Raw genomic sequence first — 20292 nt, 5'->3', positions numbered from 1 at the left:
AATGGTTGACAAGATCGACAAAAAAGAGCGGATGAGAATCCCACGGGCCCAGATGCCCGCGCAGAAGCCTGAGGATCGGGTCCGCAATTTCAACGAAGTACCGTTCGGGCTGACCGAAGAGCAGGCGCTGGTAGAGGCCTCCCGCTGTCTCGAGTGCAAAAAAGCGCCGTGTATCGACGGCTGTCCGGTTGAGGTCGATATTCCGGGGTTCATCAACTTGGTTCTCCAGAAAGACTACGCGGCAGCCGCGCGCAAAATCAAAGAGACCAATTCCCTTCCGGCGGTGTGCGGGCGCGTCTGTCCGCAGGAAGAGCAGTGCGAGATCAAGTGCGTGCTGACGAAAAAATTCAAGCCCGTGGCGATCGGCCATCTGGAACGCTTTGTCGCCGACTACGAGCGCGAACACGACCTCGTGCAAATCCCGGCAGTGGCCGCGCCGACCGGGAAAAGAGTCGCCGTGGTCGGATCCGGTCCAGCCGGGCTGACGGTGGCGGGCGACCTGATCAAGCTCGGTCACGATGTGACCGTGTTCGAGGCCCTGCACAAACCGGGCGGCGTGCTGGTGTACGGCATCCCCGAATTCCGTCTGCCGAAACATATCGTGCAGGCCGAGTGTGACGTATTGAAAGACACCGGGGTCAAGTTCGAGAACTCGACCGTGATCGGGAAGATGGAGACGATCGACGAGCTGTTCGAGATGGGTTTCGATGCAATCTTCATCGGGACCGGCGCCGGTCTGCCGAATTTCATGGGCATTCCCGGCGAGCAGTTGATCGGTATCTATTCGGCCAACGAATACCTGACGCGCTCGAATTTGATGCGGGCGTTTGACGAAGACGATTATGACACGCCGATCATCCGGGGCAAAAATGTCGCGGTGCTGGGCGGTGGTAATACGGCCATGGACGCCGTGCGGACATCGAAACGGCTAGGGGCGGATCATTCGTACATCGTCTACCGTCGCTCCGAGGCCGAGATGCCGGCGCGTGCCGAAGAGATTCATCACGCCATGGAAGAAGGGATCGAGTTCCACATGCTCACGACCCCGATCCGGTTTATCGGCGACGAGCACGGACGGGTCAGGCAGATGGAGTGTCTCCGGATGGAACTGGGTCCGCCCGATGATTCGGGTCGACGCCGCCCGGTGCCGATCGAGGGCTCGAATTTCACCATGGATGTGGATCTGGTCGTGGTGGCGATCGGCAACAGCTCGAACCCGCTGATCCAGTCGACCACGCCCGGCCTGGAGACGAACCGCTGGGGGAACATCACGGTGAACCCGGACACGATGCAGACCTCGCGGCCGGGCGTCTACGCCGGCGGTGATATCGTGACCGGCGGTGCGACCGTGATTCTCGCCGCGGGCGCCGGTAAAAAAGCCGCCCGGGCAATTCATCAGTACCTGATGAGCGGCGCGCCGAAGTGAGCGCGGTTGATTGATGACGATTGAAAGGCGGGCCCGAAGGGCCCGCCTTTTTTTGTGGGGGTGTGGTTTCCTTCGATGGAACAGAACGGAGTTCTGTCACTCCTGCGAAGGCAGGAGTCTATCTTCTCCGTGCTGTCAGGCGACCTCACATCACCCACAACGTTTTTCCTTTCCCGATCCTGCGACGTTTGTATAAATTGGTACAATCACACGATCACCATCGAGTTGGTGGGGACAACGAAGGGAAGGCTCAGTTGGCAGCATCGGAACAGGTACTATCGCGCGTTTGGTGGGACCGATGGTGGAGAGTCGGCGGTGTACTCCTGGTTTTCCTGGCCTCGTTGATTTCCATTAGCTGCTACTCCTTCCACCACTATGAGACCGGCTATGAGAGCCGTGAGGCGCAGCACGGTGCACTTGAGATCAGCGTGGTGTCGGAGGAATACCTGGTCGAACGCCACGGTGATCCGGCGCGTCTCAGTCGCGCCGCTGCGACCGAGGAACAGAAGGCCTACTATCAGAACTTCCAGCCGGCCGACAGCAACATCGACTATGTGGCCCTGGACGTAGTCTACTATTTCGATGGAGAGTTGTCCTCATTGGCTGAGCAGGACGGCCGGTATTTCGATTTTTCGATCAAGTCTATTCAGGTGGAGCAGGATGGGACCGTGACTCAACTTGGAGTTGACTCCTTACTTGTCGAGAATGAGCGATACGGCGGGCGGGATATACTGAGTATCGCGCCCTTGCCGTTTCACAAGTCAGTCAAAGAAGCGACGATCACGATCGATTTCGAGATAGTCGGCATTATTGACAAAATCGTGTACGAGGATGTTGCCCTCTCTATCCCTGTCACGCGCAAGAAGGGCCGGAGAATCGACAAGTACTAGTCCTCGTAGGGCGGGTCCGTCTTCGAACCCGCCATGCCGTCACCCTTCGACAGGCTCAGGGTGACGGGGTGTTGGCTCAGGGTGACGTTGGGGAGGGCACGCGGTGATGTCACCCACCCCAGAGGGGTGGGTTACTCGGATACTCAGTCAACTTCTTCTTCTTCTTCGGACCGGCTGGTTTGTGCGATGCAAGGGCAGCGAAGCGATAAGGAACGGGACCGATGGCGTACAGACGCTTCAATCTAAATGAATCGGCGAACGAGTATATCTTCGAGCAGCTCCACTGGGGAGGTTCTGTGGCGCGAGCCTTGCTTGGAAGGATTACCCCCAGCGAGGGGCGCGTGCACACTTACCTTCCTCACAATTACGATGACAAAGCACTCTACGAATTCGACCGATTACAGATAGTGAGTTCGGAGAACGTGGACCGGTTTCTGATGTCGGCCATCCGATCACATTTGAGCCTGGACTCGACCAAGGTCGCAGTAGCGGAAAACGCAGGATTCAACCGTGGCGATCCTGTGGTTGAGAAGTTCACGTCACGTATGTGCTTCGAAGGAGATAACATTTACCATCTCTTGCTTCCGACGGACTCCGACGAAATGATTGTGAGGGACCTAAACGAGTCTGGAGGCAACTGGCTTGATCTGATTTTTCTGTCGAGTCTACCAACTGGTCTCAGTCTGGAGCCTCAGGCCGAAATCGGATCAGTGGTCTTTAGTCATCTTGCCCGATCCACTCTCACAATCATCTGTAGGGCATATGATGCGGACAGTTATCTATTCTGGGAACTGGGAGACGAAGCAGGGTAGACAAAGTCCTCGTAGCCGTCACCCTTCGACAGGCTGGGTCGCCCACAGCAAGTTGTGGGGGACTCTTGCCTCGAGCGGACCGGAATGACACATCGTTGATGTGTCTTCCGAGAAGATAGATTCCCTCTTTCGAGGGAATGACATGTCTGCGGCCTGTTCGGTCGTCACCCTTCGACAGGCGCAGGGTGACGTTGTGGTGGTTCAGGGTGACGGTGGGTGAGTCAGAGTGATGTTGTCAGGGTCACGCGGCGCACGAGGACGTACGCCAGGCGCGTCGGGTCATGCTTCGACTCCGCTCAGCATGATGGCGTATACCGATGCCGGGCTGCAAGCAGCCTCGGCCTACTCGCTTTCACATCTAATCTGGTTAGGCGGGGTCGGTCGAGAGGACCGGTTGGCGCTCGCCGCGCTGGACCAACACGATCGCCACGAGAATTACCGCCGTCGCAACCAGCACCCGCCAGTCGAGCTGTTCCGCCGCCCACCACCACCCCACCAGCACCGCCACCAGCGGATTCACGAAACTGTGTGTCGCGACCAGCGTGGGCGAAACCCGCTGAAGTAGCCAGATGTAGGCTGCAAACGCCACGATCGACCCGAACGAGATCAGATAGGCCAGTCCGAGCACCGATTTTAACGAAATATCCTCCCAGCGCAACGCTCCGAACTCCCCGGTGAACCCGGCCGTGCAAGTCAACATCACCCCTCCGCACAACATAGGCAGCGCCGCACGCGCCATCGCTGTTTCGGGGAGTCGGAGCCTCGGCGACAGGCAGACCCCGAGCGCCCACGATGCGGAACTCACCAGCACTCCCACGGTTGCCCACGCCGTGGTGGACACCGAATCCAGTTCAGGGATAGACAGGACCGCCACCCCGGCTACGCCGAAAAGCAAGCCCGTCCCGTTCAATCCGTTGATTCGTTGTTGCCCCATCGCGGCTCCGATAGCCAGGATCCACATCGGCTCGCTGGCGATCAGCAACGCGGCCAGACCGGATGAAATATACTGCTCGGCCCAGTGAAGGATGCCGTGGCCGATCAGGAAAAACAAACCGCCCAAAACACAGCCCGCCACCCAGTGCTCACGGCGCGGTCGGTACCCGCGCGACCAGGCGATCGCCATGAGAATAGCCCCGGCCGTGAGGTGCCGGACGGCGGCAGTCAGAAACGGGGGAATGGTTTCGACCGCGTAACGGATAGCGAGGTAAGTCGTCCCCCACACGACATAGATGGCGACAAAGGCCAGCGCCAGCGCGAGCATGCTCGCGGGCTTGATGGAGCCGGTCGGCGTTTCGAGTTCAGGCATTGAGATACTCTCCTCTGTCCGGGCGGCTGAACACTAACGTTTCGGGACATGATCAGTCAATTCGTTTTTTCGCTGGGCCGGGTCGCCCGCCCGCCGCGGCGGGTTTCGGACAAATCACGCTCTGTGCGCCACGTACACTGCTTCCACCTGTGGCCCACCCGGGGTTCGCCCCCACAATCAACGTGCGTGGCGTACGTCCTCGTGCGCCACGCCACAGAACAAACACCGCCACCAGTCCGCCCGTCCCTTCCGCTTGAAACCTCAATCCGCCGCCCCTACCTGCGCCCATACCTACATTTTCCCTACCAACTCGATGGAGAAAATGGTCCGCCTGCTATAGCAGAGAGGAGGCCTTATGCTGTTTCCCAAAACACTACCGTATTTACATCGCAGGGGTTGCCCCGCATCTCGGTCCAACCCCCTGTCCTGCGTGCGCTTGGGAGAAAAGAAAAAATGGGGCCCCATTAAAAATGACAAAACAAACCCATTTCGCTGTAACCGCCGCTCACGCATTTCGATACGGCAGACTTTTGCCCTTTCATTACTCCCCCCGTAGATTTTGGGCACGCTCTGCCGCGGTCACGGGTTCGTTTGACTGGCGGTCGTCCTGTGCTCTTGGTGAACAGAATGAATTGCACCGGTACGGTCCATGCCTCGCGATGATCGCGGCGCGTTGACTAATTCCGGCTTTGCGCTATATTATGGTCCCTGACAATAACCGACTACATGGACCTTACACAATGGCACGCACACCGAAGACTACATCCCGTCCGTTTGTCGTTCGACGCTCGGGCATCCAGGGCAAAGGTGCCTTCGCAACCCGGCGAATCCGCAAGGGACAGCGCATTATCGAGTATACCGGCAAACGCTTGACGACTGCCGAAGTCGACGCGCTGTACGATGACACGGCTATGGAGCGCCATCATACCTTTCTGTTCAGCGTCGATGAGAACACGACCATTGACGCCGCGCAGGGCGGCAACGAGGCCCGGTTCATCAACCACTCCTGCGACCCCAACTGCGAGGCGGTGGATGAAGACGGCAGGATCTATATCGAGGCGATCAAAAACATTCAACCGGGAGTCGAGTTGACCTACGATTACAATTTTGAACTCGACGAGCCGTACACCAGGGAACTGCGCGACTTCTACGTCTGCCGATGCATGACGCGCAGTTGTCGGGGCACGATCCTCAACGTGACTCCGAACCAACAGAAGAGACTGGAAGCGGCCCGGAATAAAAGGAACAGTCGCAACAACGGCTCGCGGCCCGGCGGCAAAGACACCAAACGCCGGCGGTCGGGCGGCTAGCGGCGGTGGTTCCACTGCCTCGCCCCATGATTTCGTCAGAAGACATCAAACGGCTGGCCCGGGAGGCCGGGTTCGACTTGTGCGGCATCACGACGCCCGATGTCATTCCGGAGGCCAGGCAGGCGTACGACCGCTGGCTTTCCGAGAAGTACCACGGCGAGTTGACCTATATGGAACGCGATCCGGATCGCCGCAGCGATCCATCGCGCCTGATGCCCACTGTCCGCTCCATCGTTATGCTGGCCCTCAATTACTATCAGCCCGACTCTGATACCGTCCCCGAAGGGTACGGGCGGGTATCGAAATACGCGCGGGGAAAGGACTATCACAAAGTCATCGAAAAAAAGACGCGCCGCCTGATACGGTCGATCGAGACTGCGGCCGGGCAGGACGACATGCCGCAGTGCAAGTGGTTCGTGGATTACGGCCCCATGCTGGAGCGCGCGTACGCACAGAAAGCGGGGCTGGGATATATCGGCAAAAACGGTATGCTGATCAACCGCCGCTACGGCTCGTGGTTGTTCTTGTCGGAAATCATCACCTCGCTGGAACTGACTCCGGACAATCCGCACGGCATCGATCACGGCAAGTGCGGCAAGTGCCGGGCCTGCCTGGTGCAGTGTCCCACGAAGGCGATTGTCGCCGACGGAGTGGTTGACGCCCGGCGATGCATTTCCTATCTGACAATCGAGCGCCCCTCGGACATCGCGGAAGAACTCCGGCGCGGGATTGGCGACCGGATATTCGGCTGCGATGTCTGTCAGACGTCGTGCCCGCACAACAACCGACGGTCTCGGGTGAGCGAGCACGCGGAATTCGCGGCGTCGGCCGGGGTGGGAGAGTTTGTCGACACGCGGCGCGTGCTGAAGATGAGCACCCGCGAGGAATTTCTGGAACTGACAGCAGGGACGCCGCTGACCCGTCCGGGGTTGGAAGGCCTGCGGCGCAACGCAGAAATCGTGGTAGAAAACCGGCGGCGGGCGCAGTAGCACACGGGAGCGCTCCGGCGCGGCCCGCCCGGCCAGTCAATGGGGCTGAGTGCAGCGGACACTCGGGCCTCGCTCGGGCACGGAATTCGGCCGGGGGCACGGGAAAAACTTCGGCCCCGGACTTGCGAAACGCCGGCAAATCGCGCACATTATCGCCATGGCAACTATCGCCCCCTCGATTCTGGGAGCCGATTTCGCCCGGCTCGGCGACGAGATTCACAGCGCCGAGGCGGCCGGTGTCACGTTTTTCCACCTCGATATCATGGACGGCCACTTTGTGCCGAACATCTCCTACGGTCCGGATATCGTGCGCACGATCAACCGCCTCACCGACGGGTATCTGGATGCGCACCTGATGCTTACGGAGCCGGAGAAGTATTTCGAAGCGTTCGCGCGGGCCGGAGCCGACGCAATCACGTTTCACCTTGAGGTGCATCCCAACCCAATACCGTACGCACGCCAGCTGCGCCAGATGGATCTGCAGCCGGGCCTGTCGGTAAATCCGGACATGCCGATTGAAAAGGCGCTGCCGTTCCTGGAGCACTTCGACTTGCTGTTGATCATGTCGGTATTCCCCGGGTTCGGGGGACAGTCGTTTATCGAGGATTCGATCGCCCGGGTGCGCACGGCGCGGGAGTATATCGATGCGCACGGTCTAACCACGCGCATCTCGGTGGACGGAGGAATCGATCGCTCCAATGCCTCACGGGTCGTGGCCGCCGGAGCGGATATTCTGGTCATGGGTACCGCATTCTTCGGCAGTGATGACCGTCAGGGACTGGTCAATCTCGTACACTCACTCACGTACAGCAAAAGTCATATATCATGAAACACGGACTGTTTCGTATTCACACGGCGGGTGTCCACGCGGCGCACGGTCGTGCGCTGGCGCGCGCCACTCGAGACGATGTCGTCCGCCGGCTGATGTCCCGCGATCCGTCGCCCTTGGCGTCAGACGCAAAAGTGCGCGCTCTCATCAAAAACCGTCTGGGCTGGGTTGACAGTGCGTCGATGATGAAGCGCGCGGTGCCCGCGATCGAGCGGTTCACGGACGGTGTGTTCCGGGATGGGATATGTCATGTCATTCTGATGGGTATGGGAGGATCGTCGCTCTGTCCGGAGGTCTTTTCACTGACCTTTGGTCGGCACGACCGGGTGAAGACGTTCCACGTGCTGGACAGCACCGACCCGGCTGCGGTCAAAAAGGTGCTGCGGTCGATCGATCCGAGGAAGTCGCTGGGAATTGTCGCGTCCAAGTCGGGCGGCACGGTGGAGACGCGGTCACAGGAAGCCATCCTGCTTCAGGCGTTTCGCGATGCAGGAGTGGCAAACCCCGGGCGCCACATGGCGGCGATAACGGACAAAGGCAGTTCGCTGGAGTCGTGGGCGAAAAAAAATGCATATCGGGCAGTATTCATCAATCCGAGCGATATCGGAGGAAGGTTTTCTGCGCTTTCATATTTCGGTCTGGTTCCGGGTGCTTTTACGGGGCTGGACCTGCGGGCGCTGCTCGATTACGCGCTCACCATGCAGCAGGTTCTGATCGAGCGGGATGGAGAAACCAATCCCGCCCTCGTACTCGGGACGATCATGGCGGCGTCCGCAAAAGCAGGTCGCGACAAGCTGACTTTCCTGGCTTCACGAGCATGCACGCCGTTTGTACCGTGGCTTGAACAGTTGATCGCAGAGTCGACCGGCAAGAAGAAAAAGGGCGTGGTTCCGATCGAGGGGGAGCCGGTGTACGCTGCCTCGCGCTATGGAGCCGATCGCCTGTTCGTCACACTGCGACTGAACTCGGAGCGACCGGTGATCAGCGCCGCACAGGAGAAGGCACTGAGTCGCTCAGGTGCGCCCGTCGTTGAGATCGTGCTCCGCGACCGGCACGAACTGGGCGGGCAGTTCCTGCTGTGGGAGGCGGCGACGGCAGTCGCCGGGTATCATTTTGGAATCAATCCGTTTGACGAGCCAAATGTAACCGAGAGCAAAGACAACACGAATCAGCTCCTCGCCGAGTACGTGCAATCGGGTGCGTTACCCTTTCCCGATCCGGTTGGATCATTTGGGAAATTCAGCGTACTTCTGTGTGACGGCAAGAAGCGAACTCGGCCTTCGGGCAAGTCAAACATGCGGACGATGGTGCGGCGTTTTCTCGACGGGATCGCTGCGCCGGAATACGTGTCGATCCTTGCCTATATGTCGTCGAGCCGGTCAAGCGAGAAGGCACTCAGCGAATTAAGAAGAAAAATCACGGGCACGTATCGAGTGGCCACGCTTCGCGGTTACGGGCCTCGATATTTGCATTCGATTGGCCAGTTGTACAAAGGCGGGCCGTTGGCGGGCCGTTTCATCATTCTGGTGCGCGCGCGCTACCAGAGACTGCGCATTCCGGGTGCGCCGTACGATCTCGGGACGCTGATTTCGGCACAGGCGCTTGGCGACATACAGGCGCTTCGAGCGCGAAGACTCCCGGTGCTCGTGATCGCCGTGGAGGGTGATCTCGGCGGTGCACTGGCGGAATTGACACGAAGCATTTGATCGGACTTCCATAACTGCAGGATGGGAAAGCGAGCATGTTCGATTCGTGGCGAGGATTCACGGAGGAGAAGTTGTCGGCCACGTGGCGCGACACACTGACGGAACAGGCCCGGAAGGCGCGCGGGCACATACTGACCATGACGACGCTGGCCGGATCGGGACATCCGGGCGGCTCAATGTCGTCGCTGGAGACGTTTCTCACGGTCTACAATTTCGCCCGGGTCGATCCGTCCGATCCATACCGGGACGATCGCGACCGGGTTATCGTATCGCACGGACACACCTCGCCGGGAGCGTACGCATCGCTGGCGGCGGTGGGGTTCTTTGCTATTGAGCCTGCGCTGCACGGTTTTCGACAGGGAGGCTCACCATTCGAAGGACATGTCGAGCAATCAGTGCCGGGAATCGAATGGGATACGGGGAACCTTGGGCAGGGGCTGTCGGTGGGCGTCGGCAAAGCAATGTATGCGCGGCTTTCCGGATTGAGTTTTCACACGTACGTGATGATGGGCGACGGGGAGCAGCAGAAGGGGCAGGTGTCTGAAGCGCGGCGAGTGGCGGTGAAGTTCGGGTTGACCAACCTGACGGCATGGGTGGACTGCAACCGCCTTCAGATTTCCGGCGCGACGAGCGCAGTATTGCCGGTCGATATCCGCGCCTCGTGGGAAGCGGACGGTTGGCGGGTGATCGAGGTGGACGGACACGATCTTGACGCGGTGTACGACGCTTTTTATCGCGCAACGCACTCAGAGGACGTGCCGACGATGATACTTGCGCACACGGTGATGGGTAAGGGCGTATCGTTTATGGAGAATAGGGAGGCCTACCACGGCGCGGCGATAAAAGAAGAGCAGTTGCCTGCGGCGCTCGCGGAGTTGGGATTGCCGCCGGTAGACCTCGCTGTGCTTCGGGCCAAACGGCGCGAGGGGCCGCCCCCTCTTTTTGAGCGGTCCGCTCGCCGATTTCTCGAAGTCAACCCCGGCGAGCCAATCACACTGAACGTGGGCGAGCGAAGCGACAACCGCTCGGCGTGGGGCCGCGCGCTGCTGTCGGTGGCGGATGCAAATATGGATCGAGACGACTTCGTGATGGCCGTTTTCGACTGCGATCTTGCCGGGTCGGTGAAAACGGCGGCGTTCGAAAAGAAATATCCCGACAGCTTCTTTCAATGCGGGATCACCGAGCACTCAACAGCGACGATTGCAGGTTCGTTGTCGGCGGAACGAGCGTTGTCGATATGGGCGGATTTCGCCATGTTTGGAGTGGCCGAGAGCTACAATCAGGCCCGCCTGAACGATATCAACCATACCAACCTGAAGCTCATCTGCACGCACACGGGAATCAACGTGGGCGAGGACGGCAAGACGCACCAATCGATCGACTTCTTCGGACTGCTCAATTCGACGTTTGGCTGGAGAGTGATTACTCCGGCGGATCCGAACCAGACCGATCGCATCGCCCGCTACGTGCTGACACATCCGGGAAACTTCGGCGTGTTTATGGGTCGCGCGACGATGGATATCATTCCGGATGAGAACGGGCGGCCGTTTTTCGGCGATCACTACACGTATCGGTACGGCCGGATGGATGTCGTGCGGACCGGAGAAGATTTGGTGCTGGTCACGGCGGGCAATATGATGGCCGAAGCGTTCGCGGCGTGGTCGGCGCTCGACAAGAAGGGTGCCCGGATTGCGCTCGTAAACGTGAGCGATTGGTCGGACTTCCACGCGGATGATATCGCGATGATTGGCGAGTACACGCGGGTGGTCACGCTGGAAGATCACAACGTGAAGACGGGTTTGGGTGCTGCTCTCACCGTGGCGCTGCACGATGCGGGGTTCACTCCGGCCGTGACGCGGCTCGGCGTGACGCAGTACGGATCATCCGGGACGCCCTCCGAGCTGTATAAGATGCTGAAACTCGACAGCGGTTCGGTGGCAGTGACGATACAGAGAATTCTCGACCGCGAGCCGGTTCGCCGGTGAGAACGGATAGATGGGCGACGGGGCGGGCGACGTTCGCCGATATAATAGGAACTAACGATGCTGATAACGACGACGAACCTGATTGACGGCAAAACAATTACCGCGTACCACGGCCTGGTGAGCGGGGAGGCGATCCTGGGCACCAATATCTTCAAGGACATCTTCGCGTCGATCCGCGATATCGTCGGGGGGCGGTCGCAGGCGTACGAGCAGGAGCTGGGCAAGGCCAAACAGATCGCGCTTGACGAAATGACGGCAAAGGCGAAGGCTATGGGTGCAAACGCGGTGATTGGTGTCGATATAGACTATGAATCAATCAGCATGGGCTCAAGCAACATGCTGATGGTGGCCGCATCGGGAACCGCGGTCACGTACAAATAAGGCCAGAAGCGGCGGTTGAACCGGGCTCCCTCGAACGGCCCTGTGACCGCCCGGGCAAAGGAAGCCTATGTTAGCCGGGTATGTCAGCGCCAACCGGGTTGACCTGGCTCGGGTAAACCGGCAGGCCAGCGTGGTGTCGCTGTACGAAGAGTCGCGGTTTGTCAGCCGTGACTACAAGAGTCTTGAATCAATTCTCTCCCTGTATCTGAAGAGGCAGAAGCCGGAGATATCCACCATATGTTTTGGTGTGGCGGGCCCGGTCATTGGCGACGAGGTGCGGCCCACCAATCTTTCGTGGAGAATCATCGGGGAGGAACTGCGACAGCAGTTCGGCTTCAAGTACGTCACGCTGATAAACGACATTGTGGCAACGGCTCACGGCCTGGCGCATCTCGGCGCTGACGACTTTTTCGCGCTTAACCACGGGCATGGTTCGCGTACGGGCAATATGGGATTGATCGCCGCCAGTTCCGGATTGGGTGAAGCGATCATATACAACAACGGCGGTCCGCCGGTCCCTCAGGCGTCCGAGGGCGGCCATGCCGACTTTGCGCCCGGCAGCCAGCTCGAAGCCGAGCTGTGGGAGTACGTGTACGCCGATAAGGGTTATGTCGAGGCCGAGGATATTGTTTCGTGGACCGGTCTCGAGTTGATTTACAATTTCCTGACCGAAACTCAGGGGATGCACCGTTCAGAATGGTTCGACAGTGCCCAGTACCGGGCATCGGCGGTGATCGAGCAGGCCCTGTCCGGGCAGGACGAAACAGCCAATCGCGCACTCGAGATTTTCATAGACTGCTATGCATCGGAGGCGGCCAATCTGGCGCTGAAAGGGATGACACTGGGGGGAATCTATGTCGGCGGGCAGATTGCGCCGAGAATCCTCACGGCGCTCGACCAGGGGCGGTTCATGCAACGGTTCGTTAAGCCCGGGAAGATGGAAAGCCTATTGGCCGACATTCCGGTGCGGGTGATTATCGAGGACCGGGCAGCGCTGATTGGCGCTGCGGCAATTGCCCGGGGGCTGTAGGGCAGGTGATGCGAGCGGCGGCGCTTTTCCTTCACGGACGTTATCTGCGGCGCGATCTCGGGTTTTACCGCACGCTGGCTCAGGGGCGGTTCACCGTTGCGGTCGACGGCGGTTACCGATTCTTCCACGCCGCCGGGATCTTTCCGAATATGCTGGTCGGTGACTTCGATTCCCTTCGACGTGTTCCCTCCAATCTCCCGGAACGAACGGTGGTGGCGCGCATGCCGATCCGCAAGGACGCCACGGATGCCGAGCTGGCTGTGGAATATTGCTTGGGCGAGGGTTTTCAATCCATCGATATCGTGCAGCCTTCGTTTGGCGAGCCGGATCACTATCTCGGCAACGTGATGTTGCTTCGGCTTGTCGACCGGTGGAGTCGGCGCGGGAGGGCTCGAGTTCGAGCGCGCCTGGTTGGACGCGCCGAGGAGATCCTTTTGATTCACGATTCCCGCGTGACTTTGCGTTCGTGTTCCGGGGACCGTGTCTCGCTCATACCGTTGTCATCGCGGGTCCGGTACTCCTGTACCGGTACGGACTACGCAGCGCACAATGTGCTGGTTCGGCCGGGGCAGACGGTGGGGTTGAGAAACGTAATCACGGCCGCCGTGGCCAGGTTCAACGTTGTCGGAGAAGCACTTCTGATCCACCGGTGGGAGGTGAGATGACGCGCCATGCTGACGGCAGCGAGATTCAGAGCGGTCAAAAACGGCCGACGATCAAGCTTGACATCCGACCCTGACCGCATATATTCGTGTTTCCCAAGAGGCTGTACCGTTCAGGCGGTGTGGCCGATACAGAAGAAAACTGGGAGATAGTCCAATGGTAGGGCATACGGCTCTGGACCGTAGAATCTGGGTTCGAATCCCAGTCTCCCAGCTTTTTTTATGCCTGATCCGATCGGATCTCTGACCTTTCCTTCACCGGTAAGCCCGGCACTCCGTGGTCCTTCGACGAACTCACACGCAGTACTCGGCGCAATTTCAGAATGTTACCGTTACTCCACGGGCCTGGAGGGCGGGAATGTGCGTGTTGATCGACTCTTGTGACAGGTTATTGTTATCCAGCGCCACCTGATCCCCGTTTCCCAGTCCATAGTTGCTTACAAGCGCTCCTATATCCTCCACCTGGTTGTTCACGAGGGACAAGATCGCCAGATTCTGGAGTCCGCCGAGCGGCTCGATGTCCACGATGTCGTTGTAGCCGAGATAGAGGTACTGCAATCGAGTACAGGAAGCCAGCGGGGAGAGGTCGACGGTGTGATTCCCCATCAGGAACGCGAATTCCAACTGCCCAAGCGACTCCAGCGGCGTCAGATCCGCCGTACCGATAAAACTGGCAGCAAGCAGATGCACGTTTGACAGTGACGCCAGGGGTGACAGATCGGTAATCGGATTGTTCGATAACTGCAGTTGGGTCATTGCGACCAACGAACTCAACGGCGATATGTCGGCGATACTATTGTGCTGCACGTTGAGATTCCACAGCGAGTTGAGACCGGAGAGAGGGGAGATATCGGTTATCGTGTTGTTATTCAGGTGAAGGTACTCCAGTCCGACGCAGTGTTCGAGTCCGCTCAGATCGGAAATTCCCCGGTTGGCCGCCGTGAGTGAGTCGATGAACATAAGCTCGGACCGATAGATGTCGCCGACGGGTTTGGCAATGGCGGTGCGAATGGCCGTCTCCAGTGCCACATCAGGGAACGACACCACGATGTCGGTGTATGGCCGAGCCCATGGGATGTTCGATACGGGAGACCAGTTTTCAGAGTTGTCCTGCGTCTTCACTGCGAAGTAATAAGTGGTCCCTTCGCTCAGTGCGGATACCACGGCCGATTGCCGCGCACCGGCCGAGTCCGGATCGGGCATGTCCGAGACAACGCTTCCCCCTGACCATGTCTCAAGGTCAGTCCGTTCGGTCGAGTAACGCAGTTCATATCGGTACGCGATGCCGGTATAGAAGTCCTCTCCCGGAGCAATCCAACTGAGCGAGACGGAATTCGCCGTTACACTGTCGACGGTGAGATCCGTCACCGCGCCGGGCGGCACGATGTTGTCGATCCACTGGACGGATACGCCGCGCGACCTGAGGGTTGGAATGTGAGACACAATCGATTCATGTCCCAGCGGATTCAGAGACAACGCGACAACGTCGCCGTCGCTGACCCCGGTATTTGCAGTCAGCGGACTGATGTCGTGGACGCCGTTCGCCGCGAGATTCAGACTGTTCAGTTGGCTCAGTCCCGCCAGAGCGGCGATGTCGGTTACGGCGTTGCCCTGGAGATTGAGGTCGGTCAGAAGAGTTAGATTGGACAACGGTGAGATGTCAACCACGTCATTGGAACTGAGGTTCAGTGCCGTGAGCACGGTGAGCGAAGCAAGCGGCCCGATGTCGGTTATGGTGTTCTGGCCGGCACCGAGCTGGGTGAGACCAAGCAGGGTACTCAGAGCCGAGAGGTCGGAGATGTCATTGTTGGTGAGGTTCAGCGAGGTCAGTTTGTCACAGTGCTCGAGGCCGGTGAGGTCCGCGATCGCGAGGTCGGCGGCGAACAGGTCGGTAACTTCGAGGAGATCCGACTTGAGGATGTCTCCGGACGGTTTGGCAATTCGGTTGCGGATGGCCGTCTGCAGCGATGGATCCGGGAAGGTGACGACGTAGTCGGTGAAGCACGTGGCCCTGACACAACTGGAGAGCCCGTCGTCATTGCCGTTCTCGTCGAAAACGCGGAGTATGAAGAAGTATGTGGAGTCAGTCAGGAGGCCGCGTACTTCGAATATCTCAGTCTCACCCGCCGGTTTTGGAGCGGGCAGCCCGGTTATGTGCACGGCGGAATCGTAATTGCCCCAGTGGATAGCCGTTGACGACATCCTGAGATCATAGCCCGTGGCGGTGCCGGTGGTGCCGTCGTCACCGGTCGCAGTCCACGTGAGCGTAACCGAGGAGTCGGTGAAACCGGCAATTATCAAATCGGCTACTACCGCCGGTGCGACACTGTCATCACCCTCGTCGTCTCCCGACGCGTTCTTGGAACAGCCCGACGCCATCATGATGATGCATGCGGCATAGACGCTAACCGAGGCAGTAAGGTACCGCGGTAACATAGTAAGGTCTCCTCACTCGACGTACCCTTGCGTGCAGGGGCACCAATATGTGGACAGCCACTTGTGGGCCATATGAGCCACGATCAGGGGGATTGATTGCTGCGTTGGTATGAGCTGAATATATGGAGTTAGTGGCCCATTTTGCAAGAGCTTCCGGGGCCATTGGGGAGGCGGCGGGTCGACAGGCAACAGAACACCCGCGCCGCGGCTGGCGGTTTCGGAGTAAGCTCAATTTTGCAACTGAAATTACCCGCGCGGGTGTCCCCCGGTCAGGCGCCCCCTTTTGCGTCGCCTGACATCTCCTCGAGACGGACTGTCGCTCCTTGCATACGACAGGCACAGAGTGCCCCCTGGAATCTGTCCCGATAGCATAATCGCACTTTTTCAGATAAGCACAACGGGGCATGACAAGGTGTTAACTGGGTATAAAAGCCCCCCAAAAAGCTTGCTATCCGGCTGAACTGCAGTATATTGCCGTTGTGGATATCAGGGGGACCAAGGCAGGCTGAGACGTGCATTTAAGTAGGAAACGTGTCCGGATGTGCGCGCAGCTATTGCGCTTCCGGTAGATGCCTGAGAGTCTGCTGAGGGATCGGGGAAGTCAGGTCACCCAAAGGGGCATCTCATGTCGGACGACAGTCGCAAATCCACAAAGGTATCCTTTTCTGAGAGTGCGGTTGAGTCCGGCTGCGGCGACGTGTCGACGGTTGGCGGACGCGGGCCGGGCCGACGGGCGCTTCAACTGCGGCGTTCGGCGCCTGAGGAATCACTGGAGATCGCAGCTGCTTCGGCCGAGGAGAGTGTCGACTGGCACATGTGGGTGGGGGCCGACGGGAAGGCGCGGTGGATGAACCGGGCAGTGGAGCGGATTACCGGGTACACGGTCTCAGAGTGCCTATCCACGCCTGAGTTTCCGATTCCGGTTATCCACGAAGAAGATCGCTTCCGGGTATCACCGGCGTTTACCCCCGAATCCGGGTTACCGTCGGGGCACGACCGGGAGTTCCGGATACGCCGCAAGGACGGGACAATCGCGTGGGGGGCGGTGTCATGGCAGATGATCTGCGATCAGTCGGGGCGCACACTGGGGATCTGCACAAGTATTCGTGACATCACTGAGCGCAAGCGGGCAGAGGAAGTGCTTCAGGGGACGAAAGCGCGGCTTGACGTACTGCTCGCGTCAAGTCCCGCCGTAATCTACACGTGCGGGCCGCCGCCTGCGTATCCAACGACTTTTATCAGCGACAACATCAACGGAAGGTTCGGTTACCGGCCGGATGACTTTTACAAGGACGAGATGTTCTGGAACAAGCGGGTTCATCCGGAGGATCTGGAGCATGTTCGGACACAGCTCGAGAGGATTCAGCGCGGTGAGTCGGTATCGTACGAGTACCGCTTTCAGCATAGAAACGGTGCGTACATCTGGCTTCGCGACGACATGACGCCTCTGCATGACGACGACGGTCGCGTGGTCGGGCTGATCGGCAGCTGGTTCGACATTACGGAGCGCAAGTGGGCCGAAGCGATGCTGCAACGCGCACACGACGAACTGGAACACCGGGTGCGCGAACGGACCGTACAGCTGGCCGACGCAAACCAGGAACTTCTGGTTGAGCGTGAGAATCTCCAGAAGAAAAACCTCGCGCTGAAGGAGATTCTCAGTCAGTTCGAGACCGGAAAGCGGGAGATCGCGGAACAGATTCAGAGCAACATTTATCAGATCGCCATCCCGTTGATCGACCACCTCCACGGGCAGACCATGCCCGGCGCAGAACACTACCTGACACTGCTCAAGAGCAGTCTTGTGGATATTATCTCGCCCTTTGTGGGTCGTCTCGAAGAGCACTCGACCCGGTTAACACCGCGGGAGCTGGAAATCTGCAACATGATCAAAAACGGACTTACCAGCAAAGAGATTGCGGCGGCACTCCATAACTCAATCGAAACGGTATTCAAGCAGCGAAAGATCATTCGCAAGAAGCTCGGTATCGCCAATCGCAAACGCAACCTGACGTCGTATCTGCGCTCTCTGGAACGCAAGGGAGTGACAAGATAGGTCAATGCGTCATGACGTGACGCAGTCTCCCGCTTCAAATCTGCACACTGCACTGAGATTCTTACCAAACCCTCGGATTACTCCTAAATGTTTTCGCTAATTGAACGATATGTTCTCTAAGGCGCGACAGAACCACCGATAGAACGATACTCGCGGCCATTACCTCACCGGGGCCGGTGGCTGTCCAATACAAAGACAAAGATAACGCTACTAAAAGCGAGCATGGTTCGGGCTTGTCCAATGGTCGAGTCCGACTTTGATGGAAAAGGACGGTTTGGTCCCCCGGGGACCAAACCTGACGCACACTCCCCCTCTTCCCTGAACCGGACGGTCGGTCGGATCGACTCTCCGCAGGGTTTGACCCGACCGATCCGTTCGGTCCGGTAGAAACGGGAAAGGGGGAAAGAAAAGGGGCAAGAGTCATAGAGTCGCGGGGCTAGGACCGACCGACAGTCTTCCACGCTTCATACGTACAGAAAAATCCTGCCGCTTCAGGCAGGGGGCACACTCCACTCGCCACTCACTCCGTAAGAGTACCTCTCGGCCCGCTCCGCCGAGGGGTATTCCTTTTGTCTACGGTCTATGAGGAGGGGTCGAAAACGGCGGCAAAGGCTGAAATCGCTAATCGGATTTCTGCACTTTGGCCCAGCTGTCGCGCAGAGAGACCGTGCGATTGAAGACAAGCCGCCCCGATCGCGAATCGACCGTGTCGACGCAGAAGTAGCCCTGCCGAAGGAACTGGAAGCGGTCGCCGGGGGTCGCATCCGCCAGTCCCGGTTCCAGCTTGCAGCCGGTAAGAACGGTCAGCGAATCGGGATTGAGGTTATCGGTAAAATCGCGGCCTTCGGGGGCGTCTTCCGGATCGGGTGTAGAGAAGAGATGGCTGTACAGCCGCACTTCGGCATCAATCGCATGCGCAGCCGATACCCAGTGCAACGTTCCTTTGACTTTTCTGCCGTCGGGCGTTTCGCCTCCCCTTGAGGCCGGATCATAGCTACAGTGCAATTCGGTGATTTTCCCCGTGCGATCCTTGACGATATCCGTGCAGGTGATGAAATACGCTCCCTTGAGCCGGACTTCGCGCCCCGGAGCCAGGCGGAAAAACTTCTTATGAGGCACTTCCTGAAAATCTTCTCGTTCGATGAAAATCTCGCGGCTAAACGGCACGTGTCGGGTGCCCATGGAGGCATCTTCGGGGTTGTTTTCGTGCTCAAACTCCTCGGTTTGCCCTTCGGGGTAGTTGTCGATTACGACCTTCAGCGGATCGAGGACGGCCATTGCCCGTAACGCGCGGCGGTTGAGATCTTCGCGGACGCAATCCTCGAGGAAGGATATTTCGACCGTAGCATCTTTGCGTTTGGCGACGCCGATCCGGTCGCAGAAAGTGCGGATGGCCTCCGGTGTATAGCCTCGACGGCGGAGACCGGAGACCGTGGGCATACGTGGGTCGTTCCAACCGGACACGTGGCCGTCCTTGACCAGTGTCAGCAGCTTGCGTTTGCTCATGACTGTATAGGTCAATTCGAGTCGGGCGAATTCAATCTGCCGTGGATGACTGGTGACCGGGAGATTCTCGATGAACCAGTTGTAGAGGGGGCGATGGTCCTCGAATTCGAGGGTGCAGATCGAGTGAGTAATGCCCTCGATAGAGTCCGACTGACCGTGGGCCCAGTCATAGGTCGGGTAGATGCACCAGGCATCGCCGGTGCGATGATGGTGGGCGTGGAGGATACGGTACATGACCGGGTCGCGAAGGTTGATGTTCGGAGACGCCATGTCGATTTTTGCGCGCAGCACTCTGGCGCCATCGGGAAATTCGCCGTCGCGCATGCGGGTAAACAGGCCCAAATTCTCGTCGACGGAACGTTCCCGGAAGGGGCTGTTGGTGCCGGGACGGGTCAGGGTGCCTCGATACTCACGGATCTGATCGGCGGAGAGATCGTCGACATACGCCTTGCCGGCTCTGATCAAGTGCACCGCGTACTGGAACAGCTGTTCAAAATAATCCGAGGCGTACAAATCGCGTTCCCCCCACGAGAAACCGAGCCACCGGACATCTTCTTTGATCGAATCGACATATTCCTGCTCTTCTTTGGTCGGGTTGGTATCGTCGAATCGGAGGTTGCATCGGCCATTGTAGCTGAGTGCGAGCCCGAAATTAAGGCAGATTGACTTGGCGTGCCCGATATGCAGATAGCCGTTCGGTTCCGGGGGGAAACGGGTGACGATCGATTCATGTTTACCGCTCTTGAGGTCGGCGTCAATGATTTCCCGGATGAAATTGCCGGTGACAGCGTTTTTTTCGGTATCCATATTCGCATTACTCTCCGTCTCGAAATCGCACTTCCCACAGCCGATATCGGCAGCAGTTCGGGGAATGTAATCAATTTGAGCCCCGAACCAACCAAAATGTCGAATGCCGGCAGGGGGGTGGTGAGGCGAAAAATGTACTAAAGGTGAAATATTGTGTATTT

15 protein-coding genes and 1 tRNA gene are annotated in these 20292 nt (G+C 58.7%); 13 read left to right on the top strand and 3 right to left on the bottom strand.

The features are described 5' to 3' along the window. Nucleotide 1 precedes the first annotated feature (1 nt). The 3 genes from gltA (at nucleotide 2) to RBT76_07025 (ending at nucleotide 3128) form a co-directional block, all read left to right on the top strand. Nucleotides 2-1426 (top strand): NADPH-dependent glutamate synthase, encoded by a 1425-nt coding sequence (gene gltA, locus RBT76_07035; protein ID MDX9857524.1) that lies wholly within the window; start codon nucleotides 2-4, stop codon nucleotides 1424-1426. A 254-nt stretch (nucleotides 1427-1680) separates the two neighbouring features. Beyond that, a complete protein-coding gene (locus RBT76_07030; protein MDX9857523.1) occupies nucleotides 1681-2316 on the top strand; it encodes a hypothetical protein in 636 nt (211 codons plus the stop codon). 221 nt (nucleotides 2317-2537) lie between these two features. Then, nucleotides 2538-3128: a hypothetical protein gene (locus RBT76_07025; GenBank protein ID MDX9857522.1), complete on the top strand. Its 591-nt coding sequence runs from the start codon at nucleotides 2538-2540 to the stop codon at nucleotides 3126-3128. Nucleotides 3129-3495: 367 nt separating this feature from the next. Here RBT76_07025 and RBT76_07020 read toward each other — a convergent pair whose 3' ends face one another. Next, the gene (locus RBT76_07020) at nucleotides 3496-4434 is read right to left on the bottom strand and encodes an EamA family transporter (protein MDX9857521.1); all 939 of its coding nucleotides are present in this window, start codon (nucleotides 4432-4434) and stop codon (nucleotides 3496-3498) included. Nucleotides 4435-5174: 740 nt separating this feature from the next. Between RBT76_07020 and RBT76_07015 the strand changes: the two genes are divergently transcribed. From RBT76_07015 to RBT76_06975, 9 genes are all read left to right on the top strand, one after another. Further along, the gene (locus RBT76_07015; GenBank protein MDX9857520.1) at nucleotides 5175-5744 is read left to right on the top strand and encodes an SET domain-containing protein-lysine N-methyltransferase; all 570 of its coding nucleotides are present in this window, start codon (nucleotides 5175-5177) and stop codon (nucleotides 5742-5744) included. Nucleotides 5745-5770: 26 nt separating this feature from the next. Continuing rightward, nucleotides 5771-6733, top strand: a complete 963-nt coding sequence (gene queG, locus RBT76_07010) for a tRNA epoxyqueuosine(34) reductase QueG (GenBank protein ID MDX9857519.1) — start codon at nucleotides 5771-5773, stop codon at nucleotides 6731-6733. 157 nt (nucleotides 6734-6890) lie between these two features. After that, nucleotides 6891-7562, top strand: coding sequence for a ribulose-phosphate 3-epimerase (gene rpe / locus RBT76_07005; protein MDX9857518.1), 672 nt, complete (start codon nucleotides 6891-6893; stop codon nucleotides 7560-7562). After that, nucleotides 7559-9268 carry a glucose-6-phosphate isomerase gene (locus tag RBT76_07000; GenBank protein MDX9857517.1) on the top strand — a complete coding sequence of 570 codons (1710 nt, stop codon included), beginning with the start codon at nucleotides 7559-7561 and terminating at the stop codon, nucleotides 9266-9268. The genes rpe and RBT76_07000 overlap by 4 nt, the downstream gene beginning before the upstream one ends. Nucleotides 9269-9303: 35 nt before the next feature. Further along, nucleotides 9304-11253, top strand: a complete 1950-nt coding sequence (locus RBT76_06995) for a transketolase (GenBank protein ID MDX9857516.1) — start codon at nucleotides 9304-9306, stop codon at nucleotides 11251-11253. A gap of 57 nt (nucleotides 11254-11310) precedes the next feature. Then, nucleotides 11311-11634 (top strand): heavy metal-binding domain-containing protein, encoded by a 324-nt coding sequence (locus RBT76_06990; GenBank protein MDX9857515.1) that lies wholly within the window; start codon nucleotides 11311-11313, stop codon nucleotides 11632-11634. Between the two features lie 67 nt (nucleotides 11635-11701). Continuing rightward, on the top strand, nucleotides 11702-12664 hold the full coding sequence (glk, locus tag RBT76_06985; GenBank protein MDX9857514.1) for a glucokinase: 963 nt from the start codon (nucleotides 11702-11704) through the stop codon (nucleotides 12662-12664). An 8-nt stretch (nucleotides 12665-12672) separates the two neighbouring features. Then, nucleotides 12673-13329: a thiamine diphosphokinase gene (locus RBT76_06980; protein MDX9857513.1), complete on the top strand. Its 657-nt coding sequence runs from the start codon at nucleotides 12673-12675 to the stop codon at nucleotides 13327-13329. 140 nt (nucleotides 13330-13469) lie between these two features. Continuing rightward, a tRNA-Gln gene (locus RBT76_06975) sits at nucleotides 13470-13540 on the top strand. A gap of 104 nt (nucleotides 13541-13644) precedes the next feature. Here RBT76_06975 and RBT76_06970 read toward each other — a convergent pair. After that, on the bottom strand, nucleotides 13645-15762 hold the full coding sequence (locus RBT76_06970) for a fibronectin type III domain-containing protein (protein MDX9857512.1): 2118 nt from the start codon (nucleotides 15760-15762) through the stop codon (nucleotides 13645-13647). Between the two features lie 625 nt (nucleotides 15763-16387). Here RBT76_06970 and RBT76_06965 point away from each other — a divergent pair. Then, a complete protein-coding gene (locus RBT76_06965) occupies nucleotides 16388-17818 on the top strand; it encodes a PAS domain-containing protein (GenBank protein ID MDX9857511.1) in 1431 nt (476 codons plus the stop codon). Nucleotides 17819-18439: 621 nt separating this feature from the next. Here RBT76_06965 and RBT76_06960 read toward each other — a convergent pair. Beyond that, nucleotides 18440-20131 (bottom strand): glutamine--tRNA ligase/YqeY domain fusion protein, encoded by a 1692-nt coding sequence (locus tag RBT76_06960; GenBank protein MDX9857510.1) that lies wholly within the window; start codon nucleotides 20129-20131, stop codon nucleotides 18440-18442. Between the last annotated feature and the right edge of the window lie 161 nt (nucleotides 20132-20292).

The sequence above is a fragment of the Candidatus Zixiibacteriota bacterium genome (assembly GCA_034003725.1).
GTDB lineage: Bacteria > Zixibacteria > MSB-5A5 > GN15 > FEB-12 > WJMS01.
The sequence above is the reverse complement of the archived record's forward strand: the minus strand, read 5'-3'. Positions and strand labels throughout refer to the sequence as shown.